The 19,086-nt window shown below is 59.5% G+C and carries 23 protein-coding genes; 10 read left to right on the top strand and 13 right to left on the bottom strand.

From position 1 onward, the window contains the following. Positions 1-14: 14 nt before the first annotated feature. Positions 15-1,871 carry a peptidoglycan L,D-endopeptidase MepK gene (locus GGE33_RS02355; RefSeq protein WP_183821104.1) on the top strand — a complete coding sequence of 619 codons (1,857 nt, stop codon included), beginning with the start codon at positions 15-17 and terminating at the stop codon, positions 1,869-1,871. A gap of 50 nt (positions 1,872-1,921) precedes the next feature. Here GGE33_RS02355 and GGE33_RS02360 read toward each other — a convergent pair whose 3' ends face one another. The 4 genes from GGE33_RS02360 to GGE33_RS02375 all read right to left on the bottom strand — a co-directional run bounded on the left by GGE33_RS02360 (position 1,922) and on the right by GGE33_RS02375 (position 4,773). Then, on the bottom strand, positions 1,922-3,190 hold the full coding sequence (locus GGE33_RS02360; RefSeq protein ID WP_183821105.1) for a flavin monoamine oxidase family protein: 1,269 nt from the start codon (positions 3,188-3,190) through the stop codon (positions 1,922-1,924). 83 nt (positions 3,191-3,273) lie between these two features. Next, positions 3,274-3,552 carry a DUF2312 domain-containing protein gene (locus GGE33_RS02365; RefSeq protein WP_112454363.1) on the bottom strand — a complete coding sequence of 93 codons (279 nt, stop codon included), beginning with the start codon at positions 3,550-3,552 and terminating at the stop codon, positions 3,274-3,276. Between the two features lie 93 nt (positions 3,553-3,645). Continuing rightward, positions 3,646-3,954, bottom strand: a complete 309-nt coding sequence (locus GGE33_RS02370; RefSeq protein WP_148143519.1) for a DUF1244 domain-containing protein — start codon at positions 3,952-3,954, stop codon at positions 3,646-3,648. Between the two features lie 24 nt (positions 3,955-3,978). Continuing rightward, positions 3,979-4,773 (bottom strand): N-formylglutamate amidohydrolase, encoded by a 795-nt coding sequence (locus GGE33_RS02375; protein WP_148143666.1) that lies wholly within the window; start codon positions 4,771-4,773, stop codon positions 3,979-3,981. 322 nt (positions 4,774-5,095) lie between these two features. Between GGE33_RS02375 and GGE33_RS02380 the strand changes: the two genes are divergently transcribed. Together GGE33_RS02380 and pyk are read left to right on the top strand one after the other, a co-directional pair. Continuing rightward, positions 5,096-5,479: a DUF1036 domain-containing protein gene (locus GGE33_RS02380; RefSeq protein WP_223218398.1), complete on the top strand. Its 384-nt coding sequence runs from the start codon at positions 5,096-5,098 to the stop codon at positions 5,477-5,479. Further along, entirely contained in the window at positions 5,479-6,918 is a 1,440-nt protein-coding gene (gene pyk / locus GGE33_RS02385) for a pyruvate kinase (protein WP_148143521.1), read from the top strand. The genes GGE33_RS02380 and pyk overlap by 1 nt, the downstream gene beginning before the upstream one ends. Positions 6,919-7,043: 125 nt before the next feature. On the opposite strand, the gene GGE33_RS02390 is transcribed toward pyk, so the two are convergent. The 6 genes from GGE33_RS02390 to GGE33_RS02415 all read right to left on the bottom strand — a co-directional run bounded on the left by GGE33_RS02390 (position 7,044) and on the right by GGE33_RS02415 (position 10,859). Then, positions 7,044-8,084, bottom strand: a complete 1,041-nt coding sequence (locus GGE33_RS02390) for an alpha/beta fold hydrolase (protein WP_183821106.1) — start codon at positions 8,082-8,084, stop codon at positions 7,044-7,046. Positions 8,085-8,106: 22 nt separating this feature from the next. Beyond that, entirely contained in the window at positions 8,107-8,727 is a 621-nt protein-coding gene (locus GGE33_RS02395) for a tetratricopeptide repeat protein (RefSeq protein WP_183821107.1), read from the bottom strand. Positions 8,728-8,819: 92 nt separating this feature from the next. Further along, a complete protein-coding gene (ykgO, locus tag GGE33_RS02400) occupies positions 8,820-8,945 on the bottom strand; it encodes a type B 50S ribosomal protein L36 (protein WP_006726873.1) in 126 nt (41 codons plus the stop codon). A 129-nt stretch (positions 8,946-9,074) separates the two neighbouring features. Then, entirely contained in the window at positions 9,075-10,154 is a 1,080-nt protein-coding gene (locus tag GGE33_RS02405) for a 5-(carboxyamino)imidazole ribonucleotide synthase (RefSeq protein ID WP_183821108.1), read from the bottom strand. Continuing rightward, positions 10,151-10,645 (bottom strand): 5-(carboxyamino)imidazole ribonucleotide mutase, encoded by a 495-nt coding sequence (gene purE, locus GGE33_RS02410; RefSeq protein WP_119941029.1) that lies wholly within the window; start codon positions 10,643-10,645, stop codon positions 10,151-10,153. Before purE ends, GGE33_RS02405 begins: the two co-directional genes overlap by 4 nt. A 10-nt stretch (positions 10,646-10,655) precedes the next feature. After that, positions 10,656-10,859: a YdcH family protein gene (locus tag GGE33_RS02415; RefSeq protein ID WP_112454343.1), complete on the bottom strand. Its 204-nt coding sequence runs from the start codon at positions 10,857-10,859 to the stop codon at positions 10,656-10,658. 229 nt (positions 10,860-11,088) lie between these two features. Here GGE33_RS02415 and GGE33_RS02420 point away from each other — a divergent pair, with 229 nt between their 5' ends. Then, the gene (locus tag GGE33_RS02420) at positions 11,089-11,265 is read left to right on the top strand and encodes a YdcH family protein (RefSeq protein WP_148143532.1); all 177 of its coding nucleotides are present in this window, start codon (positions 11,089-11,091) and stop codon (positions 11,263-11,265) included. 149 nt (positions 11,266-11,414) lie between these two features. Here GGE33_RS02420 and GGE33_RS02425 read toward each other — a convergent pair whose 3' ends face one another. After that, a complete protein-coding gene (locus GGE33_RS02425) occupies positions 11,415-12,182 on the bottom strand; it encodes a sulfite exporter TauE/SafE family protein (protein ID WP_183821109.1) in 768 nt (255 codons plus the stop codon). A gap of 128 nt (positions 12,183-12,310) precedes the next feature. Here GGE33_RS02425 and GGE33_RS02430 point away from each other — a divergent pair, with 128 nt between their 5' ends. Together GGE33_RS02430 and GGE33_RS02435 are read left to right on the top strand one after the other, a co-directional pair. Next, on the top strand, positions 12,311-12,964 hold the full coding sequence (locus GGE33_RS02430; protein ID WP_183821110.1) for a thiamine phosphate synthase: 654 nt from the start codon (positions 12,311-12,313) through the stop codon (positions 12,962-12,964). A 7-nt stretch (positions 12,965-12,971) separates the two neighbouring features. Next, positions 12,972-14,051, top strand: a complete 1,080-nt coding sequence (locus GGE33_RS02435; protein WP_246435700.1) for a tetratricopeptide repeat protein — start codon at positions 12,972-12,974, stop codon at positions 14,049-14,051. Here the strand turns inward: GGE33_RS02435 and GGE33_RS02440 are convergent. Then, positions 14,048-14,398: a DUF1648 domain-containing protein gene (locus GGE33_RS02440; RefSeq protein WP_148143539.1), complete on the bottom strand. Its 351-nt coding sequence runs from the start codon at positions 14,396-14,398 to the stop codon at positions 14,048-14,050. The genes GGE33_RS02435 and GGE33_RS02440 overlap by 4 nt on opposite strands. A gap of 182 nt (positions 14,399-14,580) precedes the next feature. Here GGE33_RS02440 and GGE33_RS02445 point away from each other — a divergent pair, with 182 nt between their 5' ends. From GGE33_RS02445 to GGE33_RS02460, 4 genes are all read left to right on the top strand, one after another. Further along, positions 14,581-15,381: an inositol monophosphatase family protein gene (locus GGE33_RS02445; protein ID WP_148143541.1), complete on the top strand. Its 801-nt coding sequence runs from the start codon at positions 14,581-14,583 to the stop codon at positions 15,379-15,381. 119 nt (positions 15,382-15,500) lie between these two features. Further along, positions 15,501-16,547, top strand: a complete 1,047-nt coding sequence (locus GGE33_RS02450) for a flagellar motor protein MotA (protein ID WP_183821111.1) — start codon at positions 15,501-15,503, stop codon at positions 16,545-16,547. A 3-nt stretch (positions 16,548-16,550) separates the two neighbouring features. Next, positions 16,551-17,582, top strand: a complete 1,032-nt coding sequence (locus GGE33_RS02455) for a peptidoglycan -binding protein (protein ID WP_148143546.1) — start codon at positions 16,551-16,553, stop codon at positions 17,580-17,582. 3 nt (positions 17,583-17,585) lie between these two features. Beyond that, the gene (locus GGE33_RS02460) at positions 17,586-17,804 is read left to right on the top strand and encodes a hypothetical protein (RefSeq protein WP_148143548.1); all 219 of its coding nucleotides are present in this window, start codon (positions 17,586-17,588) and stop codon (positions 17,802-17,804) included. Positions 17,805-17,813: 9 nt separating this feature from the next. Here GGE33_RS02460 and GGE33_RS02465 read toward each other — a convergent pair whose 3' ends face one another. After that, entirely contained in the window at positions 17,814-19,070 is a 1,257-nt protein-coding gene (locus tag GGE33_RS02465) for a glucoamylase family protein (RefSeq protein ID WP_183821112.1), read from the bottom strand. Between the last annotated feature and the right edge of the window lie 16 nt (positions 19,071-19,086).

Consider the following 19,086-nt stretch of genomic DNA (forward strand, 5'->3'; position numbering starts at 1 on the left):
TGAATGCAAAAGAAATGCCTTCGGGCACAGGCGTTCATCGCCTCGTCCTAAAGGCCTTTCAATCGCTGACCAGGCGTGCTGCTCAGGGTGCGGCACTTGCTGTCGTTGCTGCTTCCATCTGGTCCGTGCAGGTGTCCGAGGCGGCTGCGGAAAACCGCAGCCTCAAGCTCTACTTCATCCATACCGGCGAAAAGGCCGAAATTACGTTCAAGCGTAACGGCCGCTTCGATCCCAAGGGTCTTCAGCAGATCAACAATTTCCTGCGTGACTGGCGCAAGAACGAGCCGACAAAGATGGACCCGCGTCTTTTCGATCTCGTCTGGGAAGTCTATCGGCGCAGTGGCGCCAAGGATTACATCCACGTCGTCTCCGCCTATCGTTCGCCTACTACCAACGGCATGCTGCGCGGTCGCTCGCGCAATACCGGCGTGGCGAAGAACAGCCAGCACATGCTCGGCAAGGCCATGGATTTCTACATTCCCGGCGTAAAGCTTGCGACGCTGCGTGCGCTTGCCATGCAGATGCAGGTCGGTGGCGTCGGCTTCTATCCGACATCCGGTTCACCTTTCGTGCATCTGGACGTCGGTGGCGTGCGTGCATGGCCGCGTATGTCGCGCCAGGAGCTGGTGCAGATTTTCCCGAAGGGCAATACGCTGCATCTTCCGGCAGATGGTCAGCCGCTTCCAGGCTATGATCAGGCGCTCGCAGATTACAAGAAACGTGTCGGTTCAAGCTCGATCGAGATCGCATCGACGGCCGGCGGCGCGCCCGCCGCTGAACGCAAGCGCCGCGGCTTCCTCGCAACTCTCTTTGGCGGCGGTGCCGACGAAGAAGAGGATAATGGTGAAAGCAGCACGCCAGCCATTGCGTCGCCGCGGCCCTCCGCGCCTGCAAGCCGGCCGGCTGCTGCAGAGGACGAAGCACCTGCCGCCGCTCCGCTGCCGGGTGTGATGGTCGCTTCGGCCCAGCCTCAGCAGGCGCCGCAGCCGGAGAATATCACGGCGCCGGTTCCCGCTTCACGCCCAGCTTTCCGCCAGGACGGCCCGGGTGCACTTGCAACTGCTCTCTATTCGCAGCAGCGCAATCCTGCCCAGGAGGCGCTTGCGCTTCAGGCCGCTGCGGCTGTTAACAGCAGGCCTCAAGGTGAAAGCTTCGAAGATCTGACGAAATACGCCGTTCCGGTGCCGACCTTGCTCGGTTCGCGCGGGACGAAGGCTGATGCCGACACATCAAACATGATGGCGTCGCTGGGCGATGTTCCGCCTTCGCTGCAGGATGTGTCGGGCGTACCGCTTCCTGCTCACCGTCCGGTTGTCGCCCAGGTTGCCGCAATGGTGCCAGCTCCGCAACCGGCGGAACGGGCAAGGGAAAATGAGCAAGCCTTGACGCCTGAACTGGTCGCAGCCCTTTCGCGCAGTGTCGATGATGATCGCAGAGCAGCGGCCGGTATTCGTGCTGTCAGCGATGAGGCCGGTGCTACTCCGGCACCCGTGCATTCTCAGGCGCGCAAGCCGACGGAAGTTGCAGCACTACCGAAAAAGGTTATCCAGGCCCCTTCCGCTTCCGGTCATTTCGGCGATGGTTTCGATACGCCCAAGTGGGTCGCTGCAGCAGCTTCCGCCGTACCGACCAAGGGTGGCCGGTCAACGAAGCCTGATCTGGCACCGGCTTCCGGCAACCTGACCAAGGATAAGCTGGAGAAATGGGCGCTGGATAACAAGCGCTCGGGTGGCGTGGTTTCGATGAAGGCGCCGCGGGTGGTGACCCGCACGTTGAACAGCGAATATTCGGCGGCCTATGCGAGCGAGGGCTTCAAGCCGGTTGCTGCCGCAGTGAAGATCGATCCCAATCGTTTCAGCGGCTCCAACTGATCCGGTTTTGAAGCTGATTCATACCCGGCTAGGTTTACCCAATCTGAAGTCTATTCTCTGTCTTGCAAGATAGACTGCGCAGCCAGTTTTCCGGCGACGATCGCACCCTCGATATATCCGGGAAACGACGGCGACAGTTCCGAACAGGCAAAATGCAGGCGCGGCAGTCCCTTGAGCAGGATCTCTTCCGCATCCGTGGCCTCAAGGTCGGTGATGACGTCGCTATAGGCACCATCGCTCCAGGCATCGTTGACCCAATCGCGAATGCAGACGGAAACCGGTTCGTGACCTTTTCCTCCCAATGCGGCGCTGAGTTCTGACGTGACGAAGTTCGCCAGCTCGGTCTGCGGTCGCTTATGCCATTCCGAGGCCAGCGGTCCGCCAAGAAAGACGACGATGCCGAAATAATCGTCATGGCTGGCGTCGCAGGCGTAGATGCCCTGCGGATCGCTCCACATGACCGACCCGCTCAGTCCCTTGTCGCGCCAGAATGGTGTCCTGTAGCCGATCTGCAGCTTGATCGCACAACCCGGCTCCCAAGCAGAAAGTGCCCTTTCGAGTTCAGCTGGAAGCGGTGGCGATATTTCTATTCTTCGCGCCATGACGGGCGGTACGGCAATGATCACATGTCCTGCAGTGAGCGCGCGTCCCTCGACATCCACTTCAATCTCATCTTCCATGATGGTGATAGAGGTGGCGGGTGCGGACAGTCTCAGTCGGTCATCGAGGCCCGCCGCTAAACGGTCGGCCAGCGCGTGCATGGTGTCACGCATGAACATCTCAAGTTCGGGATAAATATTGGTAATCCGCCGGTCGTTCGAGACGAGATAGGCAAGCGCCACGTCTTCCGGCGCGCGGCACCACAATCCCTTTACCAGTCTTCGGAAGGAGCCGGTGACGTCCGAAGGCATGTCGGTCTGGCGGTCGATCCATTGCCCCACGGTCAGACCCGAGAATGTAGGATTGGTGAGATCGATGGAGCGCATTCGCTCACGCAACTGCTCCACGCCGTTCCAGATGGCATCACCGTGTTCGGGTGGAATGGCGGGGCGATAGGATTGTTCTCCATCGACATGAGAGAAGACGGTGCGTGCTCCGAAGCGCTGCGCCGTCTCGACCAGATGTGTCATGTCACGGCATAGGAACTGGCCGCCGGTATCGATGCGTGTCCCGTTCGGCAAATATTCCGATTCCACCCGGCCGCCGACGCGGTTGCGGGCCTCGACCACGATGACATCGAGGCCGGCAGCCATCAGGTCCGTGGCCGCGGTAAGGCCGGTAAAGCCTGCGCCGATAACGATGACGTCGTGATCTGCCATTGGAAACTCGCGCGAAGGGAGATTTGCTGCATCAGGCGCAAAAGAAAAAGCCCGCCTTCAAGGGGCGGGCTTTGAAAAGCGGATCAGGCGGCTTCTTCCTCGTCGGTGCCGGCGCCCGGGATCATGCCGAGGGCGCTGAGGTAAGTGTCGAGGATCAGGTCCTCTTCCATGCGCTCCTGGTCATCCTTCTTGCGAAGGGCGATGACCTTTTTCATGATCTTGGTGTCGTAGCCCATCGACTTCGCTTCGCCATAGACGTCCTTGATGTCGTCGGCGATCGTCTTCTTTTCTTCTTCAAGTCGTTCAATGCGCTCTACAAAAGCGCGGAGCTGGTCGCGGGCGACGCCATGAGCATCAGACATCGGTGTCTCCTGATAATGGAAATCTCTATTGGATAGTGGTCAAGTGCCGAAAAGCAGGCGCAAGGTCAAGCCTAATCAATCGCCAATGCCGATTCAGCCATGCGGCGGCTTGTTGATCTCGAATGCGGCTTTTTGAGCGTCGCTTGCTTCCATCTGGTGAAGGTTCTTCCAGTCTTCATAGGGCATGCCGTAGACGATCTCGCGGGAAGCCTCTTTTGAAAGGTCCAGTCCTGCCTCGGTCGCTGCATCGCGATACCAGTTGGACAGACAGTTCCGGCAAAAGCCTGCCAGATTCATCATGTCGATATTCTGGACGTCGCTCCGTTCACGCAGATGCTGGACGAGCCGGCGAAATGCCGCCGCTTCAAGCTCGGTTTGTTGTTCCTTGCTGATGTCGGTCATGGGAACGTCTCCTGACTGCTGTCGTCACACGGCGGGGTAGGGGTCGGTACGCGACGGGAAAATCCTGTATTCATGCAATTTGGGGTCTGCGTTGAGCGAGGTAAAGATCGGCGCAAGCCTTGCCGCCCAGGCATCCATGCCTGCATCATCGCCGATCAGGTCCTGCCTTACTTCCAGAAGCGCGTGCGGAATGCCGGGGATCATGCAGTGGCGATACATCGTGTCGCCCTTCAAGGCGCCATCATAAGGCTCGTTGTCGCCTATAACGATATCGCCCGGTTCGCGAAGTTTTGACAGAAGCGGCAAAACTGCCCTGTCATCGCTGTCCCATAACACTGCTGCATGCCAGGGCCTTGCGAAATCCTTCCAGTAGGGAGTGAAGGAATGTATTGAAAGCACCAGAGGCGCCCGGCCGGATGTCGAGGCCTTGGCTATCGTCTGTTCGACGGCGCGGTGATAAGGCCGGTGGTAGGTGTCGAGGCGGGTTTGCCATTCTTCATCGGTAATCGGGTGATTGCCGGGAATGATCGCGCCGTCGGAAATCTTCATGATCAGGGTCGGATCGTCTTCACCACGGTTCGGATCGATCAGCAGGCGCGAGAAGCAGCCGAGCAGTGCCGGCACGCCGAGCATGGCGGCAAGCCTGCGTGTCAGGCCCTCGACGCCGATATCGAAAGCGATGTGCCTGAGAAAGGCGCTGTCGGGTAGGCCAAGAGTGCCATATTTCGAAGGAAGGCTGTTCATGGCGTGATCTGCGAGAAGCACCATGCCTGTGTCATAGTTGCCGTCTATGATTTCGAACGATTGGAAATTCTGCATGCTCACGTACATTTCAAACGATTATGTTGTGAGTTTGGTGATCGCATGACAGCCGTTTTGGCGCAAGAGAGGCGGCCTGTGCTTGTCAAAAAGCAAGCCCGTGCAGGGGGATGAAACAAATTTAAGCAAGCGTAGCGGCAGGGCGACGCAATCAACCACAGCTTCGTTGACTTTCTGCCCGTTGCGCGCGAGAAAGTGCCTCCACGATAACCATGGAGACCTGACGGAAACCGTGCCGATAAAATCGATTAAAATCTATCTTCGTTCGCTCCTTTCCGTTCCGGCGGGTGCTTTTGCTGTTTGCGCAAGCGCACCGCTTCTCATGGCTTCTCCGGCTCATGCTGATTTTCGTGTCTGTAACGGCACGCAGAATCTTGTCGGGGTGGCAATCGGTTATCGTGCCCAGGATGGTTGGAATACCGAGGGTTGGTGGCAGGTTCCTGCTTCCACCTGCGCTACTCTGATCGAAGGGGAACTGCAGTCACGATACTATTATCTTTATGCCGAGGATGCCGCCCGCGGAGGGCGGTGGACCGGAAATATCAATATGTGCGTCGCCGAGAATGAATTCAAAATTGTCGGCGTCAATGATTGTTTCACCCGTGGCCACCAGCGCATGGGTTTCAAAGAGTATGATACGGGTCGTCAGGGAAGCTGGATGGTCCAGCTGTCCGACACGCCCGGTACGCAAGAAGGCCAGAATTGATGAGGCGTAACCGCAAAGTAAAGATCCTTGCCACGCTCGGTCCGGCATCGTCGGAAGAGGCAATGATCCAGAAGCTCCACGAAGCAGGCGCTGACCTCTTCCGTATCAACATGAGCCATGCCAGCCATGAAATGATGCGTACCCTGATCGAGCGCATCCGCTCGGTCGAGAAGAAGTCGGGTCGCCCGATCGGTATTCTCTGTGACTTGCAGGGACCGAAGCTTCGCGTCGGCAAATTTGCCAACACCAAAGTAACACTGACCCCGGGTCAGACATTCACGCTCGACAACAACGAAGCGCCGGGTGACGAAAACCGCGTCTACCTTCCGCATCCGGAAATCCTCGAAGCGGTCAAGGCCGGCGATCGCCTGCTGATCGACGACGGCAAGCTGGCTCTGAAGGCTGTCGAAGCCGACGGCAAGAAGATCGTCTGCACCGTTGTTGCCGGCACCAGCATTTCCGACCGCAAGGGCGTCAGCCTGCCCGACACGATCCTGACCGTCGGCGTTCTGACCGACAAGGACCGCGCCGACCTCGATGCCGTTCTTGCCACCGAAGACGCCGACTGGGTTGCGCTGTCCTTCGTGCAGCGTCCGGAAGACCTGGCGGAAGTCCGCAAGATCGCTCGCGGCCGTGTCGGCATCATGTCGAAGATCGAAAAGCCGCAGGCTATCGAACGCATCGACGAGATCATCGAGCTTTCCGACGCCGTCATGGTTGCCCGTGGTGACCTTGGTGTTGAAATGCCGATCGAAATGGTTCCCGGTATCCAGAAGCAGCTGACTCGCGCCTGCCGCCGTGCAGGCAAGCCGGTCGTGGTTGCCACCCAGATGCTGGAATCGATGATCACGGCTCCGGTTCCGACTCGCGCGGAAGTCTCCGACGTGTCGATCGCCGTCTTCGAAGGCGCCGATGCCGTCATGCTGTCGGCCGAATCCGCTTCCGGTCAGTATCCGGTCGAAGCTGTCTCGATGATGGCGTCCATCGCCCGTCAGGTCGAGCAGGATCCGCTTTATCCGAGCATCATTTACGCACAGCGCGCAACGCCGGAAGCCACCGGCTCCGACGCGATCTCGCTTGCTGCACGCCAGATTGCCGAAACACTCAAGGCTGCCGCGATCGTCACCTACACCCAGTCCGGCACGACCGGTCTGCGCGCCTCGCGCGAGCGTCCGAATGTTCCGATCCTGGCGCTGTCCCCGAATGTCAAGACGGCCCGCCGCCTTGCTGTCTGCTGGGGCCTGCACTGCGTCGTAACCGAGGATGCAAGCGATCTGGAAGACATGGTGAACCGCGCTGCGCGCATCACCGTTTCGGAAGAGTTCGGCAAGCCCGGCGACCGCGTCATCATCTCGGCCGGCGTTCCGCTCGGCACGCCCGGTTCGACGAACATGCTGCGTATCGCCTATATCGGCGCTGACGGCCAGACCGGCGCATAATCGGGCTGACACAATTTGCAATTACCAGACGGCCGGAGCGATCCGGCCGTTTGTCGTTTTGGAAATGGGCGTGGAGCAGTAAAGGCGGTCTGTAAGCGCAATCAGTGCGCCAGAGCGGTGACGCTTCACTTTCTTTCGATCGCCATTCCCAATGTTGTCTCGCTCGTAGTTCCCGACTGGGTCAGCCGCGCCTCAGCCATGCGTGCCAATGCCTGCAGGTCGCGGTCCATGCCTGCGATCTTTTCCATTGCGGCGATTGCCACGTCGGGCACCACATAGTCCGGCTTGTGGCCGAGGCCATGGATTTTCACCAGTTCGGAACCGGCTATATCACGCGCAAGCCCTTGGGAATGGATCTCTTCGAGCACGATCGGGTCGCTGTCGCCGGTGATGACAATGGTTGGTGCCGTAATCTCTTTATAGCGTGGTGAGATGCGCGTGACATAGTCGTGCAGATTGGCGACATCGACCGCGTTGTTGCGGAAGTTTTCAGGCCTCAGCACCAGTGCGGGTGCGCCCTTCTCGACATAGCGGTCACGACGGAGGTTGGGGCTGAAGACAGACCTCGTTGCACCATCCAGCAGAACAAGGCCTGCGGGCAGGCTGATGAGGCGGGTGAACCAGAAGCCCAGATAGGGAGCGGCCGAAATCCTGTAGTACCAGTCCACGCCGCCGGGCCAGGGATGGGTTGCCGGTGCGAGAAACAGCAATCCGGCCGTCTTTTCGGGATGGAAGACGGCAAAGCTTGCAGTAATCGCTCCGCCGAAGGAGTGTCCGACGATGATGGCGCGCTGCATGCCCTTCATATCCATCACGCGGCTGATGGCTACCGCCTGTCCGTCCGGGAAGCCGTTCTCGGGCCTTCCGCGCTCCGAATAGCCATGTCCGGGCCTGTCGATGAAGAGAAGCTCCGCACGGCCTTCCAGGAGCTTGCGGAAGGCCGTTTCCTGGTCCCTCAGGTTGCCGCTTGCTCCATGGATGAAGACGATCGGGGGCAGGGCGGGATTTGGCGGTGCAGGAATGTGCAGAGCGTTGATCCTGTAGCCGCCGACATCGATCAGTTCGCCATGGCGCGGAAACTGCCGCTCAATCTGGCGGCTTTTCCAGGCGGTAAAGCTGAAGGCCGCAGCGACAAGAATGGCGACAAGGGCAAGCGGCAGAATCATTGGAGAGTAACCTGGGAAAGGCTCAAGTTCTGTTCCCGGCGATCTTTTCCGAGAGTTTCGAGACGGCTTCCTGTGCCTCCCGATCTGCTGGATAGACGTTGAGATAGCGCTCCCAGGCCTTCAGCGCTATGTCGTCATCGCCGGCTTCCGTCAGTATTCCCGCTAAGCCGGCAAGAGCGCCGAAGTGGCGCGGTTCACGCTTCAAGACTTCGGCAATATCGGCCATCGCCTTGCGCTGATCCCCCATCGTGTAGTGAAGTGTAGCACGCCTGTTCCAGCCCTCTGTGAAGGCAGGATCGAGAAGGGTTACACGGTCGAGGAAGTCCAGCGCGGCGGCGTTCTTCTTTTCCTTGATGGCGTCTTCGGACCACTGCATCAGAAGGTTGACCGTGGCGCTGCCGGAATCGTTCATCTCGGCAATGACCTGGCTGGCGATGCCCTTGGCCTTTTCAGGATCGCGTTCGCGTTTCAGCGCCTCGAACAATGTGTCGAGCGGTTTTGCGGCTGCGGCTGATTCTACTGCGGGGGCGGTTGGTTGCGGAACGGCTTGTGCAGGAGGGGCGGCTTGAGGCGCCTGTGCATGAGCAACAGGGGCGAGAGCGGCCAAAGCCAGAATAGGTGTGCTCAAAAGCAAATAGCGCATCCGGACAAGTTAATCCGGATGCGCCGAAGGTCAAAGCCGAATTGTCGCGCTATCGACAATTTGATTGCCGGCGAGAAACTCGCCTGCAGCAATCAGCCCTGGCGGGCCTTGAAGCGCGGGTTCTGCTTGTTGATGATGTAGATGCGGCCCTTACGGCGAACCAGACGGTTGTCGCGGTGACGAGCCTTCAGCGCCTTAAGCGAGTTCTTGATCTTCATTGTACTGGTCCAGCAGTCTGTGGGCTCATAGAGCCGCTTGTCTCTAACAATCGAAAGCGCGCCGCCTAGTCCCTAGAGATAGGGGCGCGCCTCAGGTTGGGGTGCAGATAACCCGAGGCTTTCTCCATGTCAACCTTGTGACGAGGTTTTCCGGCCTTTCAATTCGGTGACATGGCCCATTTTACGGCCCGGACGGGCTTCCGTCTTGCCGTAAAGATGGACAAGCACATCCTTGGTTGCCAGCCATTGCGGCAGCGTCAGAATGTCGTCGCCGATCAGGTTGGTCATCACGCAATCGGAATGCCTGTCCGGGTCACCGAGCCCAAGACCGGCAACCGCGCGCATATGCTGCTCGAACTGCGAGATGACGCAGGCAGCCTCCGTCCAATGGCCGGAATTGTGGACGCGCGGGGCAATCTCGTTGGCTATCAGCGTGCCATCCGCCATGGCGAAGAATTCCATGCCGATAACGCCGACGTAACCGAGCGCTGCGAGCAGCTTTTCGGCCGCAGCACGGGCGGTTGCCGCTGTCTCGGCCGGGATGTTTGCCGGCAGGGTCGACGTATGCAGTATGCCATTGCGGTGGACATTCTCTGCCGGGTCGTAGCACCGAATTGTGCCGTCCTTGGCACGGGCGGCGATGATCGAGATCTCGCGCTCGAAGGCAACGAAGCTTTCGAGAATCAGGGGCACGGAACCGAGCGCTTCATACGCGCCTGCGGGCGAGTCGTCGCTCGACCGGAAAACGCGCTGGCCCTTGCCGTCGTAACCCATGCGACAGGTCTTCAGCACACCCTTGCCACCGAAGTCGGCAAGCGATGCCTCAAGCTCCTGCTGGCTGTTGACCGCATGGAAGCGGGCCGTCTCGATGCCGCAGCTGTTGAGGAAGCGTTTTTCCGTCAGCCTGTCCTGGGCGACTTCGAGCGCCTTTGATGGCGGATAGACCGGAACTGAACGCTCCAGCGTTTGGGCGGCCGAAACAGGTACGTTCTCGAACTCGTAGGTAACGATATCACAACGTCTGGCCAGTTCCGCGAGAGCGGCAGCATCGTCATAGGCAGCGGTGATCTGCTCGTTGGCGACCTGCGCTGCGGGACAATCGGCCTGAGGTTCCAGGATGATGATGGTGAGGTTCAGCCTTGCGGCTGCCATTGCAAGCATGCGGCCGAGCTGGCCGCCGCCGATAATGCCGATCGTCTGGGCCTTCATGCTTCGTCCATCGGGTATTCGGCGACTGCGGCACTCTGGCGGGCGCGCCATTCGTCCAGGCGATAGGCGATGTCCTCGTCAGAGAGGGCAAGCACGGCGGCTGCAAGCAGGGCCGCATTGACTGCACCGGCGCGACCGATGGCGAGCGTGCCGACGGGAATGCCGGCCGGCATCTGGACGATCGACAGAAGGCTGTCTTGACCGGAAAGCGCCTTGGACTGGACCGGAACACCAAAGACCGGCAGCGGCGTCATCGAGGCGGCCATGCCGGGCAAGTGGGCAGCGCCGCCGGCACCGGCGATGATGACCTGAAAGCCCTCGTCACGCGCGCCCTTGGCGAAATTGAACAGGCGTTCGGGCGTCCGGTGTGCCGAAATGATGCGTGCCTCGTAGTCGATTTCGAGGGCATCGAGGGTTTCAGCAGCGTTCTTCATGGTCTCCCAGTCAGACTGGCTTCCCATGATGATGGCGACGGGCGGTGTCTCGGCCATTTGAGCGTTCCTAGGCAATGATGTCGGGCAGAATCTGATCTTCGATCTGGGTCATCTTGTCTTTTATGGCGAGCTTTTTCTTCTTCATGCGCTGCACGCGCAACGCATCGCAGCCCACCTTTATCATGGCGTTGATCGCGGCGTCGTAGTCTTCATGCTCCTGCCGGAGCTTTGCCAGCGCCAGCCGGTTGTCCGCCTGTTCCTGATCGGCCATGTCTTAAAGTCCCCATATCGATCCGGGCTTGTGACCCGGCCCAGCTTAATGCGCAAGCTCCTATCACCAAACCGCGTTAACGGGAAGTTCGCCAACGTCACGAATTTGCCGCGCTCTTGTCACGAAAACACCTTCGACAAACAGATCAGATCGTGTCACACTTCCGTCGTAAACCTGAAGCTTCGGCCGATGGAGTGGCCGGAGCAGGCAATAGGGAAGGACATGCCACATGACCATCCAGGCTCATATAGCATCGCTTGAAAAGAAGCACGGCGATCTCGAGGAGGAGCTCCAGGCGATTCTTTCGTCTCCTTCATCTGACGATCGGGAAATCGCCGATCTGAAGCGTCGTAAGCTGCGTATCAAAGACCAAATGCAGCGCCTCAAGGCGTCTACACGCCACTAAGGCAAGCTAATAGAGCCATAGCCGCGGATCTCGATTTGGATATGATCCTATAGCGGCACAAAACCCAATTTTCAGTTCTGGTCGTGGTTCATGCGGGCTGCGGCCAGAATTGTTTCTGGAGCCTGGTTTTATTCCCAATCCGCACCCGTTCAGAACGGCAGGCCATCCCACAGCAGCTTGAGGCCGGCAAGAAAGGCGAGGCCATAGGTCATCGGATAAAAAGTTTCGGCCTTGAGATGCTTGACGACGGCCGCTCCCATTATTGTCGAGACGAGTGCTACGGGCAGAAGCGTTGCCGACAGGGTCAGGTTCTGCGTATCCAACGCACCCAGAAAGAAATAGGGTATCACCTTCACCGCATTGACGATGGCGAAGAAGCGGATGCTCGCGCCGGTGTAGTTTTTCGGGTCAAGCTGCATCGGCAGGACATAAATCTGGAATGGCGGGCCACCGGCATGGGCGACGAAGCTGGCATAACCTGACAGCGATCCCCAGAATGTTGCGGCCACCGGGCGGTGCGGGAGAGGAGCCACGATTTCGCCCCGGCGCCCATAGACCTGCCAGAAATAGCGGGCGGCGAACAGAATGGTCGTGGAAGCGATCACCACTTTCAGCGCATCGTCGGAGACATAGGCCGACGTCGCCCAACCGAGGGCGATGCCGATCACACCGCCGGGCATGATCATCAGCAGTGTTTTCGGGTCATTGTATTTGCGCCAGGACCACAGCGCGACAGCATCCATCAGAATAAGGATCGGCAGGAAAATTGCGGCTGCCTGGACCGGCTCGACCGCAAGCGACATGATCGGTACGCCCATCAAGCCGATCGCGCCGCCGATGCCGCCTTTCGACAGGCCGACAAGCATGACTGCCGGAACTGCGGCGAGGAAGAACGACAGGCTGGGAAAATCTATCATCGGCGGTTACTGTCGAGGGTGTTGATCCTGCAATCCGTCCGGTCTATCGAATTGTCCGAATAAAACCAGAGCGGAACGTGCTGAAGCGGTACGTCTTCGCTTCAAGGCGAGAATGATCGGATAAGAACATGACAGAACCGGACAACCGCTGCCGCATCGTGCTGATCGTACCGGATGATGCCGATGCCGATCACCAGGCCAAACTTCTAACGGAGGCCATGTCGGGTGGCGATGTCGCATCGGTCATCCTGCCGCAATACGGGCTGGACGATCAGGCATTCCAGAAGCGGGCGGAAGTGCTGGTGCAGATCATCCAGAATGCCGGAGCCGCCGCCATCATTTCCGGTGACAGCCGAGTTGCCGGTCGCGCCAAGGCCGATGGTCTTCACATGTCGGGCTCGCTCGAGGAACTGGGCGAGACGATCGAAAAGTTCACGCCGAAGATGATCGTCGGAGCCGGCGGTGCGGCGGAACGGCATACTGCGCTCGAGATTGGCGAATTGAGGCCGGACTATATTTTCTTCGGCCGTTTCGATGGCGACATCAAGCCGGAAGCTCATCCGAAGAACGTTGCGCTTGCTGAGTGGTGGGCGTCGATGATCGAGATCCCCTGCATCACTATGGGCGGCAACGATGCCGAATCGGTTGTCGCCGTCGCCGAGAGCGGAGCCGAATTCGTGGCGTTGCGCGATGCCGTTTTTGCCAGTGGTGATGGCCCCGCTGCAGCCGTTGCCAAGGCCAATGCGTTGCTGGACGAAAAAGCGCCACGGTTTGAGGGTTGATGGTCGCATGCCATCGACGAAAAAACTGTATCGCAATCCGGTCAAAGTCTTCACTGCACTGCTCGTTTCTGTGGCTGCGGTCACATCTGTGCATGCCCAGTCCAATCAGGCGGTGACCCGGCCAGTCGGGCCGGAAGCAGGCAAGATGGAGCGGCAGCAGCAGCCTGATGGCTTGGTGCCGTCGGGCGGCGTCGAGCTTTACAGGCGAATGGGTGCTGCATTGCCAGCGCCACCTGAGGAAAAAACTTATAGCGGCAAGGTCGATGAGGCTTATGGCGCCTATCAGCGCGGCATGTATGTCGAGGCGATGAAGCTTGCGCTTGAACGGGCGCAGCAGGGCGATGCAGCGGCGCAGACATTGGTTGCAGAGATGATGACGAAGGGGCAGGGGATCGCGCGCGACCCCAAGGGCGCTGCCTTCTGGTATGGTCAGGCCGCCGAAGGAGGCGATGCCGCAGCAATGTTCCAGTATGCGCTGCTGTTGATGACGGGACGCGATGTTCCGGCCGACAAAAAGAAGGCCGATGATTTCATGCGTCGCGCGGCGGAAGCCGGGAATTCGGCGGCCCAGTTCAACTGGGGCCAGATCCTTATTTCCGACAATCCCGGCGAAAAGGGAATGCAGCTGGCACTGCCGTTCTATGAAAAATCCGCCAGCCAGGGCGTAGCCGATGCGCAATATGCCGTGGCCCAGCTCTACATGGCGCTTCGCGAAGTTGCACCGACCAAGAAGGCGCAGGCGCGTGACTGGATGCTGCGTTCCGCCAAGGCGGGTTATGACACCGCCCAGCTGGACATGGGCATCTGGTATGTAAACGGCGTCGGCGGCGAGCGTGACTACGACAAGGGGTTCGAGTGGTTGAGGATTGCCGCGATGCGCGGCAATGTGGTCGCCCAGAACAAGCTTGCCTATCTCTATATCAATGCACTCGGCACGCGACCCAACCCCGTGGAAGCCGCCAAGTGGTACGTGCTCTCCCGGCGCGCCGGCCTGCAGGATGCCGGGCTTGAGGATTTCTATCTCGGCATTAACGAAGACCAGCAGAAGCAGGCGATCGATGCCGCCAACAAGTTCCGGCGGAATTAGCCCTGTAGCGCCTGTAATGCAAAGAGCGCGCCGCGGATGATGAAGCCGTGGGCCACGGCCAGCGCCAGAATAACAAACAGCCAGATGGCGGTGTAGAGACCGGGGCGATCAAGCGCCTTGGGATTGATGGACGGCGACACGACAAAGACGGCGACCGCAAACAGCATCGCGCCGGGCAGCAGGAAAAGAGCGATCGTCGGGCGCGCGAAATTATCCGGATTTCCGGAGAAGTCGAAGTGGATCGGCAGCATAGTCTCGGCCGGCAATGCGGCCCATAGGCCCAGCGACAAAAAGGTCATGGTGATGAGCATGCCGAGGCTGATAAAAAGAGGGATGGGCATGCGCATGGGGCTGTCTCCTGTATGAGGTCTGCCCTCCTTTCGCAGGCTGGGCCGCGAATGACAACACTGCCGTGCGACCGCATGACTTGAATTTACCGGCAATTTGTGGTCTTGAAGCCGCCCAATCAACAAAATCAGTATCGCCCGCTCTCCCGGTCATCCGGATTCCGGGGCTCAAGGATTCCGAAATGGCCCGTTCAGCGCTTCTCAATGTCATGGTGCAGGCTGCCTTGAAGGCAGGCAAATCGCTTACCAGAGATTTTGGTGAGGTGCAGAATCTGCAGGTTTCCGTAAAGGGACCGAGCGACTTCGTTTCGCAGGCCGACCTGAAAGCTGAAAAGATCGTCCGTGACGAGCTGATGAAGGCTCGCCCGACCTATGGCTTCCTCGGTGAAGAGGGTGGCGAAGAAAAGGGCACCGACGGTGCGCATCGCTGGATCGTCGATCCGCTCGATGGCACGACCAACTTCCTCCACGGCATTCCGCAGTTTGCAGTCTCGATCGCGCTCGAGCGCAATGGCGAGATCGTTGCCGGTGTCGTGTTCAACCCGGCAGTGGATGAACTCTATACGGCGGAAAAGGGCGGCGGTGCGTTCCTCAACGACCGCCGTATCCGTGTCGCTGCCCGCCGGGTGTTGTCCGATTGCGTCATCGGCTGCGGCATTCCGCATCTGGGCCGTGGCAACCACGGCAAGTTCCTCGTCGAACTGCGTCATGTCATGGGTGAAGTTGCAGGCGTTCGCCGTGCGGGTGCGGCTGCTCTCGATCTTGCTTATGTCGCTGCCGGTCGTCTTGACGGTTTTTGGGAAGCCGAGCTTTCTCCGTGGGATATGGCTGCCGGCCTGCTGCTCATTCGCGAAGCCGGCGGCTTCGTTTCCGACATGAAGGGCGCGCAGAACATGTTCGAGGCCCGCAATGTGATCGCTGGCAACGAACTGATCCGTAATGCACTGGTCGAAGTCGTCAATCGTCCGGTGCCGAGCCGCTGAGGCAATAGTGAATTCAGTGCGCGCTATTGGATAGCGCACTGTTTTCCAATGCTTGCGCACTTCAATTCGTCGCAATTTTACACTAGCCTCCGCTCAATTTAGCGGAGTCGAGGCGTATTATGGCGAATGCGACAGTGGATGATCTGGACGAGTCGGAAACCGGCCGCGGCGGCTATAAACACAAGCTCTCCAATCCTGCGTCGTTCCTCTGGACGATGCTCATCTTTCTCGCGCTTGTCGGCTTCGTCGCGTCGATCCTCTACCGACAGGCGGCGCACGCATTCCAGACCAATCCGGGCCTGAACGGGCTGATCCTCGGCGTTCTGGCGATCGGTATCCTGCTCGTCTTCGTGCAGGTGATCAGTCTTGCGCGGGAAGTCGGCTGGTTCAATTCCTTCCGGGCCGCCGGCGGCAATGCCGACAAGGTGGGCCGCGAACCGCGCCTGCTCGCCCCGATGCGCACCCTGATCGGTCGCCGCCGCAAGGTGGCGCTGTCGACCGTCGCCTATCGCTCCATCCTCGATTCGATCGGCACGCGACTGGACGAATCGCGCGATACTTCGCGCTATCTCATAGGCCTTCTGGTCTTCCTCGGCCTGCTTGGCACGTTCTGGGGGCTGATCGAAACTATCGGCTCGATCAGCGACGTCATCGGTGCGCTTGATCCGTCGTCGGGCGGCTCGAACGACATTCTGAGTGCAATCAAGAGCGGGCTGGCACAGCCGCTCGCCGGCATGGGCACGGCGTTTTCGTCCTCGCTGCTCGGCCTTTCCGGTTCGCTGATTCTAGGCTTTCTCGATCTGCAGGCCGGCCGCGCACAGAACCGCTTCTATACGGAACTCGAAAACTGGCTCTCTTCGGTAACCGACGTTGGTTACGACGGGCCGATCGCCAATGGCGATAACGGCGCCGCAGATGAGTTGAAGGCCCTGACCGCCGAGTTGCGCAAGCTTGCTGCCGTCCAGACCAAGGCCGGGCGTGACGGCGCCGAGAGCGAGCGTTCGATGGCTGCCATGGCCAATCTGGCGGAAGGTATTCAGGGGCTCGTGAAGAACATGCGCAACGAGCAGCAGATGCTGCGTGACTGGATCGAGGCGCAGCAGGAAGAATCCAAGGCGATGCGCCGCACGCTTGACCGGCTTTCCGACAAGATCGGGGGGAAATAAGCGATGGCGCTCGCCAAGAACCGCCGTCGCGAACGCACAGTCGATTTCTGGCCGGGCTTCGTGGATGCGCTGTCCACTCTTCTCATGGCGATCATGTTCCTGCTGACGGTCTTCGTGCTGGCGCAGTTTCTGCTCAGCCGCGAGATCACCGGTCGCGACGAGGTGTTGAACCGCCTAAACAGCCAGATCGCAGAGCTGACAAACCTGCTGGCGCTGGAAAAGAGCGGCAATCAGGATCTCGAAGATCAGCTTGCCAACCTTCAATCCTCGTTGGCTGCAGTGGAAAGCGATCGCTCGCGTCTGCAGCAGCTTTTGAATGACGGCGCCGGCAGCAGTGCGGCCGCCAATGCAAAAGTCGGTGAGCTAACCAGCGAGTTGAACAACCAGCAGCAGATCAGCCAGCGCGCGGCAAGTCAGATCGAACTTCTTAACCAGCAGATCGCAGCATTGCGCGCACAGATTGCAGCGGTGGAGCAGGCGCTACAGGCATCGGAAGCCAAGGATGCGACCTCGCAGGCGCAGATCTCGGATCTCGGCCGCCGCCTGAATGTTGCCCTCGCTGCCCGCGTGCAGGAACTCAACCGCTATCGCTCCGACTTCTTCGGCCGTTTGCGTGAAATCCTCTCGGATCGCGAAAATATCCGGATCGTCGGCGATCGTTTCGTCTTCCAGTCGGAAGTGCTGTTTCCGGTCGGTGGCAGCGAGTTGGATGATGCCGGGCATGGTGAAATGGACAAGCTGGCAATGGCCCTGCTTGAGCTTGCTAAGGAAATACCGGCGGAAATCAATTGGGTGCTCAGGGTCGACGGCCATACCGATAATTCGCCGCTCTCCGGTGCGGGGCGTTATCGCGACAACTGGGAGCTTTCATCCGCCCGCGCAACTTCGGTTGTGAAGTATCTGATTTCGAAGGGGGTTCCGGCTAACCGGCTTGTCGCTGCCGGCTTCGGCGAATTCCAGCCGATCGCTCCGGGCGACACGCCAGAAGCGAAGTCTCAGAACCGGCGTATCGAATTGAAGCTGACGGAACGCTGATCGATGGTTGCGCAAAAACGAGATATCAACGCCCTGATCAAGGCGGTGGCGGATACGCCACGCCGTGACAATAGCACCTACCATCAGGTAATTGCCGAGGCGCGCGAAATGTTTGACCAAGCCGAAGCAGCGCTCGGCGGGGCGGTCAGGATGAAGACGAAGACCAAGCTGAAGCCGAACGGCAAATATGTGGTGAAATGGGTATTCGAACGGGCCGAATAGGCCCTGTCCTCATGCCGTATAGTGGCTTGAGGTGAAGCCGAGGCGCTCCAGTCCGCGCCGCACTTCAGGCGCCTTCATGAACAGGCTCCACAAAAGGCCGGAGCGGTGGTTCTCTATCATGGCGATGAGCGGACCCTGGTCTATGGCGATATAGGTTGGCGCGAGCCAGTCTATTGCCGGGGCAAAGGCATCGACGAAACCGAACGATCCGAACAGCTTTCCATCCTCGTAGCGGATCATGGCGCGCAGGGCCTCTTCGGCCTCCGCCGGCTGAAAGGGGAAGCTCGACAGTGCCGCGGTCGGGGCGATGGCGCCCGTGTCCGACGTCGGAGAGTTGGCGTTGTAGCCATTCGGCGCCTCCGAAGCCGTCAGGCCCCAGACATCGTATTGCTTATAGGCCGGGATGCTGAGGCAGTAGTCCCGGTTGATCTTCGTATGCGCCACGGCCTGCTGCCAATAATCGGCATAGCGGTCCGACAGTCCGCGCGGATCAAGCGCGCAGAAGGAATATTGGGAGAGGAACAGCGGGCCACCAAGAGGCTCACCGAGGGGAAGTTCGGTGCCGAAATAGCTTTCGCCGTTTTTCATCGCGCCGGAGCGCGCCCAGCCTTCATGATAACTTTCCGGCTTGATCGGATGCGTGTCAGAACCAGCCGCCAGCACATAGGCCGAGAGCGCTTCGTTCCAGCCCTTGATCGGAAGGTTCATGGTCCAGTTGTGGATCGGGCTCCAGTGCCAGTAAAGCGGACCATCGTCCTTGCCGCGTGTGAACCAGTCCCACTCGACTTCGTCGAACAGCCGAGTGACAGTTGCCCGCAGAGCCAGCTCGGTTTCCGATGCGCCGGTGAAATATTCTCGCGCGCAGATCAGGCCCTGAAACAGGAGGGCGGTTTCCACAAGGTCGCCGGCATCGTCATATTGCGAAAACTGGACGGTCTCGCTGGTGGCACCATCGACCATGTGGGGGAAGGCGCCGTGATAGCGGGTTGCGAGGTTCAGGCGGTCCAGAATGAGGCTGATCCGCTCCAGCGCCTCATCGCGGGTCACCCATTGCCGCTCTGCCGCAACAAGGATCGCCATCAGCCCGAAACCGGTGCCGCTGATGGAGATCATGTTGGTGGCAATCGCGCCGTTTACCCAGCGCTTGTCATAGGTGAGCTTGCTATCTGCATGCGCGCCTTCCCAGAAATACAGGAAGGTCTGATACTGAACACTGTCCAGCAATTGCTCGAGCGGGGCATTCGGGTCCAGTGGCTCGACAATCATGCAGTCTCAATCCTGT

Source organism: Aliirhizobium cellulosilyticum (assembly GCF_014198105.1).
Taxonomy (GTDB): Bacteria; Pseudomonadota; Alphaproteobacteria; order Rhizobiales; family Rhizobiaceae; genus Neorhizobium; species Neorhizobium cellulosilyticum.